We start from the raw sequence: 4,104 nt of genomic DNA on the forward strand, positions 1-4,104 counted from the left end.
CGGGGGGGGGGGGGGCCCCCTCTTCGCCGGGGCGCCCCCGGGGGGGGGGCGGCGCCGCGCCCCCCCCCGGGCCCGGCCCGGACCGTCCTCTCAGTGCTGGACCGGGCAACCGCCCTTGGTCCGGTAGTCCACCTGGAACTCCTTGATGCCGTTGAGCCAGCCCGAGCGCAGCCGGTGCGGGTCGCCGATCTTGGTGATGTCGGGCAGGTGGTCGGCGATGGCGTTGAAGATCAGATCGATCTCCAGGCGGGCCAGGTTGGCGCCGATGCAGAAGTGGGCGCCGGTGCCGCCGAAGGACAGGTGCGGGTTGTCCTTGCGCATGATGTCGAACTTCTCGGGGTTCTCGAAGACGTCCTCGTCGAAGTTGGCCGAGCGGTACAGCAGCACCACGCGCTGGCCCTTCTTGATCTGCACGCCGCCCAGCTCGACGTCCTCGAGCGCGGTGCGCTGGAAGGAGGTGACGGGGGTGGCCCAGCGGATGATCTCGTCGGCGGCGGTGGCCGGGCGCTCCTTCTTGTAGAGCTCCCACTGGTCAGGGTTCTCCAGGAAGGCGATCATGCCGTGCGAGATGGCGTTGCGGGTGGTCTCGTTGCCCGCCACCGCCAGCATGATGACGAAGAAGCCGAACTCCTCCTCCGTCAGCTTGTCGCCGTCGATGTCGGCCTCGAGCAGCTTGGTGACGATGTCGTCGGCCGGGCAGGCCTTGCGGGCGGCGGCCATCTGGTAGGCGTAGCCGAGCACCTCGGCGGAGGCGACGACCGGGTCGGCGTCGTTGTCCGGGTCGTCGTAGCCGGTCATCTGGTTGGACCAGGTGAAGACCTTCATCCGGTCCTCCTGCGGGATGCCGATCAGCTCGGCGATCGCCTGCAGCGGCAGCTCACAGGCCACCTGGGTGACGAAATCGCCGGAACCGGCCTCGGCGGCGGCCTTGACGATCTGCTCGGCCTTGGCCGACAGCTCGGCGCGCAGGCCGTTGATGGCGCGCGGGGTGAAGCCGCGGGAGATGATCTTGCGCAGCTTGGTGTGCTCGGGGGCGTCCATGTTCAGCAGGACGATGCGCTGCAGCTCGATCTGCTCACGGGCGATGTCGTCGTTGAAGCGCGGGATGGCCGTGTTCTCGAAGTTGGAGAAGACGTCGCTGCGCCGGGACACCTCTTTGATGTCGGCGTGGCGGGTGACCACCCAGAAGCCGTCGTCGTGGAAGCCGCCCACCTCGGGCGACTGCGGGTTCCACCAGATCGGCGCGGTCCGGCGCAGCTCGGCGAATTCTTCGACCGGAACTCGCTCGGCGTAGATGTCGGGGTCCGTGACGTCGAACCCCTCCGGCAGATTCGGGCGGGCGTTCCGAGTCTCGAGCACCAGATGTCTCCTTCATTGCAGTTGCCTCGATCACCGAACGACTGAGGCCGACAAACTGAAACACGTTCTACAATCAATTCCAGCACAGCTGGCTGCACTAGTAAAGAAAACAAGCACAACCAGCTGTCACACGTTTCAGTCCACGAAGGAAGGTTCCCGATGGGCACTCCCGTCATCGTCGAAGCCGCGCGCACCCCGATCGGCAAGCGCCGCGGCGCACTGGCAGGCCTGCACGCGGCCGAACTGCTCGGCCTGGCCCAGCGCGGCCTGCTCGACCGGGCGGGCATCGACCCGGCGCTGGTCGAACAGGTGATCGGCGGCTGCGTCACCCAAGCGGGCGAGCAGTCCAACAATGTCACCCGGGTCGCCTGGCTGCACGCCGGGCTGCCCTGGCAGGTCGGCGCGAGCACCGTCGACGCGCAGTGCGGCTCCGCCCAGCACGCCGCCGGCCTGATCGCCGGACTCATCGCCACCGATGCCATCGAGATCGGCATGGCCTGCGGCGTGGAGGCCATGAGCCGAGTTCCGTTGGGCGCCAACGTCGGCGAGAACGCGGGCCCGCGCCGACCGGCGTCGTGGAGCATCGACCTGCCCAACCAGTTCGAGGCCGCGGAGCGAATCGCCAAGCGGCGCGGCATCACCCGCGACGACGTGGACGAGCTCGGCGTGCGTTCGCAGCGGCTGGCCGCGCAGGCCTGGGCCGAGGGCCGCTTCGACCGCGAGGTGCTCACCGTGACCGCGCCGGTGGTCGACAAGGAGGGCAACCTCACCGGCGAGACCCACGAGGTGTCCCGCGACCAGGGTCTGCGCGAGACCACCAAGGAGGGCCTGGCCAAGCTGAAGCCGGTGCTCGAGGGCGGCATCCACACCGCGGGCAGCTCCTCGCAGATCTCCGACGGCGCCGCCGCGGTGCTGCTGATGGACGAAAAGGCCGCGCAGCGCGAGGGATTGCGCCCGCGCGCCCGCATCCGTACCCAGGTGCTCGTCGGCGGCGAGCCGGAGTTCCATCTCGACGGACCGGTGCAGGCCTGCACCCGGCTGCTGGAGCGCTCGGGCATGAGCATGAGCGACATCGACCTGTTCGAGATCAACGAGGCCTTCGCCTCGGTCGTGCTCTCCTGGGCCCAGGTGCACAAGCCCGACTTCGATCGCGTCAACGTCAACGGCGGCGCCATCGCCCTCGGCCACCCGGTCGGGTCCACCGGATCGCGGCTCATCACAACGGCTCTGCACGAGCTCGAGCGCACCGGCAAGGGCACCGCGATGATCTTGATGTGCGCCGGCGGAGCCATGGCCACCGGCACCATCATCGAGCGCCTCTAGCCCGATCGGCCGAAATAGCGCCCCTCGTTGAAGGTTCATCCGCAGGTCGCCGAAACGTGTCGTACGCCACACCATCCACCCCGGCAGTAATTGTATGATCCGTCAGCTATCCCACAGTTATCATGGGATGAATTTTGAAGATGCTTGCTACGGGCTGGAACCGGTGCGTACCGGCTATCCACTAGAGACGTTGGGGCGACCCGCAAACGCGCCGGGGGGCGCGCGGAGGCCGGTCCGAGCCCCGGATTCCCCAGAGAAAACCCGAATCAGGCGTAGGTTTTCAGTTACTGAGCCGCTAATATCAATGATAGGTATCCGAGATAACGACTGTTAGTACAGTGAAGGGAATTGGGCGGCTCACAATGGCTGATTTCGCGGCGCGGCTGAACAAGCTGTTCGAAACCGTGCATCCCCCGGGGCGCAAGCCTCACACCAACGCGGAGGTGGCGGCTGCGCTGACCGCCTCCGGTCATCCGATCTCGAAGCCGTATCTGTCGCAGCTGCGGTCGGGTCAGCGGACGAATCCGTCGGATGAAACGGTGGCGGCGCTGGCCAAGTTCTTCAAGGTCAAGCCGGACTACTTCTTCAACGACATCTACGCGGCGAAGATCGACCACGATCTCGAGCTGCTGTCCCAGCTGCAGGGCTACGGACTGCGTCGCTTGTCGAGTAGGGCCTTCGACCTCTCCGAAGAATCGCAGAACCTGCTGACCTCCATGGCGGAGAAGTTGCGAGCGAGCGAAGGCTTGCCCGAAATTCCTCCGGACGGCACGGAATAGACGGACACCTACGCGGACAGTGCGGCCCCCGGGTCGCACTGTCCGCGTCTTGCCCGCCTCCCGCGTCGGCGCCCGCCGCCGGACCTCGGCCGCCGGGTCGCGCGAGGAGCGGGCAGGCGAGGCGGACCAATTCACGTTTCGGGCTCTCGCGCGGAAACTCTCTATTGCAAGTACAGACGTGCGTACATTTCCGCGATCGGATACCTATGGCACCGAAACCGGTTGGGACAACGCTTCCGGTGATCGCGCAGCGATCGCCAAAAGTCTGTGGCAAGACCCAGATCTCAGGGGTATAACCCCGTGGCGCCTCACGGTGCCCGCAACCGCCGGCCCATCTCACCGCGGAACGCCCACCGGGGTGAGATGGGGAGCAGGCCGGCGGCGGTCAGGAGCGCCGGGCAGCACCCGGCACGAGCAGTTCCTCGTCGGACTCGTCGAAGGCACGGGCGATCGCCCTGACCCAGCCGCGCGGGCTGATGCCCTCCGGCGGCACGATCCAGCGCGCGTCGACCACCGTCTCGCCCAGCGGGTTGCGCGCCCAGCGCGCCACCCGCTCGGGCCCCGCGCCCCCCAACGCGGGCGGGGGGGCCCCCGCGGAGAGCACCCCCCCCCGACCCGGCAGCCGGGAAAGCGCGGGCAAGAA

3 protein-coding genes and 1 pseudogene are annotated in these 4,104 nt (G+C 67.7%); 2 read left to right on the forward strand and 2 right to left on the reverse strand.

The genetic code is table 11. The features are described from left to right. Window positions 1–90: 90 nt before the first annotated feature. Window positions 91–1,359, reverse strand: a complete 1,269-nt coding sequence (locus tag QH283_RS22280) for a cytochrome P450 (RefSeq protein WP_280504912.1) — start codon at window positions 1,357–1,359, stop codon at window positions 91–93. 159 nt (window positions 1,360–1,518) lie between these two features. Here QH283_RS22280 and QH283_RS22285 point away from each other — a divergent pair, with 159 nt between their 5' ends. Continuing rightward, window positions 1,519–2,682: a steroid 3-ketoacyl-CoA thiolase gene (locus QH283_RS22285; protein WP_280504913.1), complete on the forward strand. Its 1,164-nt coding sequence runs from the start codon at window positions 1,519–1,521 to the stop codon at window positions 2,680–2,682. Window positions 2,683–3,044: 362 nt separating this feature from the next. Further along, on the forward strand, window positions 3,045–3,461 hold the full coding sequence (locus tag QH283_RS22290; RefSeq protein ID WP_011207048.1) for a helix-turn-helix domain-containing protein: 417 nt from the start codon (window positions 3,045–3,047) through the stop codon (window positions 3,459–3,461). Window positions 3,462–3,846: 385 nt separating this feature from the next. Here the strand turns inward: QH283_RS22290 and QH283_RS22295 are convergent. Continuing rightward, window positions 3,847–4,104, reverse strand: a pseudogene (locus QH283_RS22295) (hypothetical protein); the annotation flags it as partial.

It is taken from the genome of Nocardia farcinica, assembly GCF_029867845.1.
Classification (GTDB): Bacteria; Actinomycetota; Actinomycetes; order Mycobacteriales; family Mycobacteriaceae; genus Nocardia; species Nocardia farcinica_A.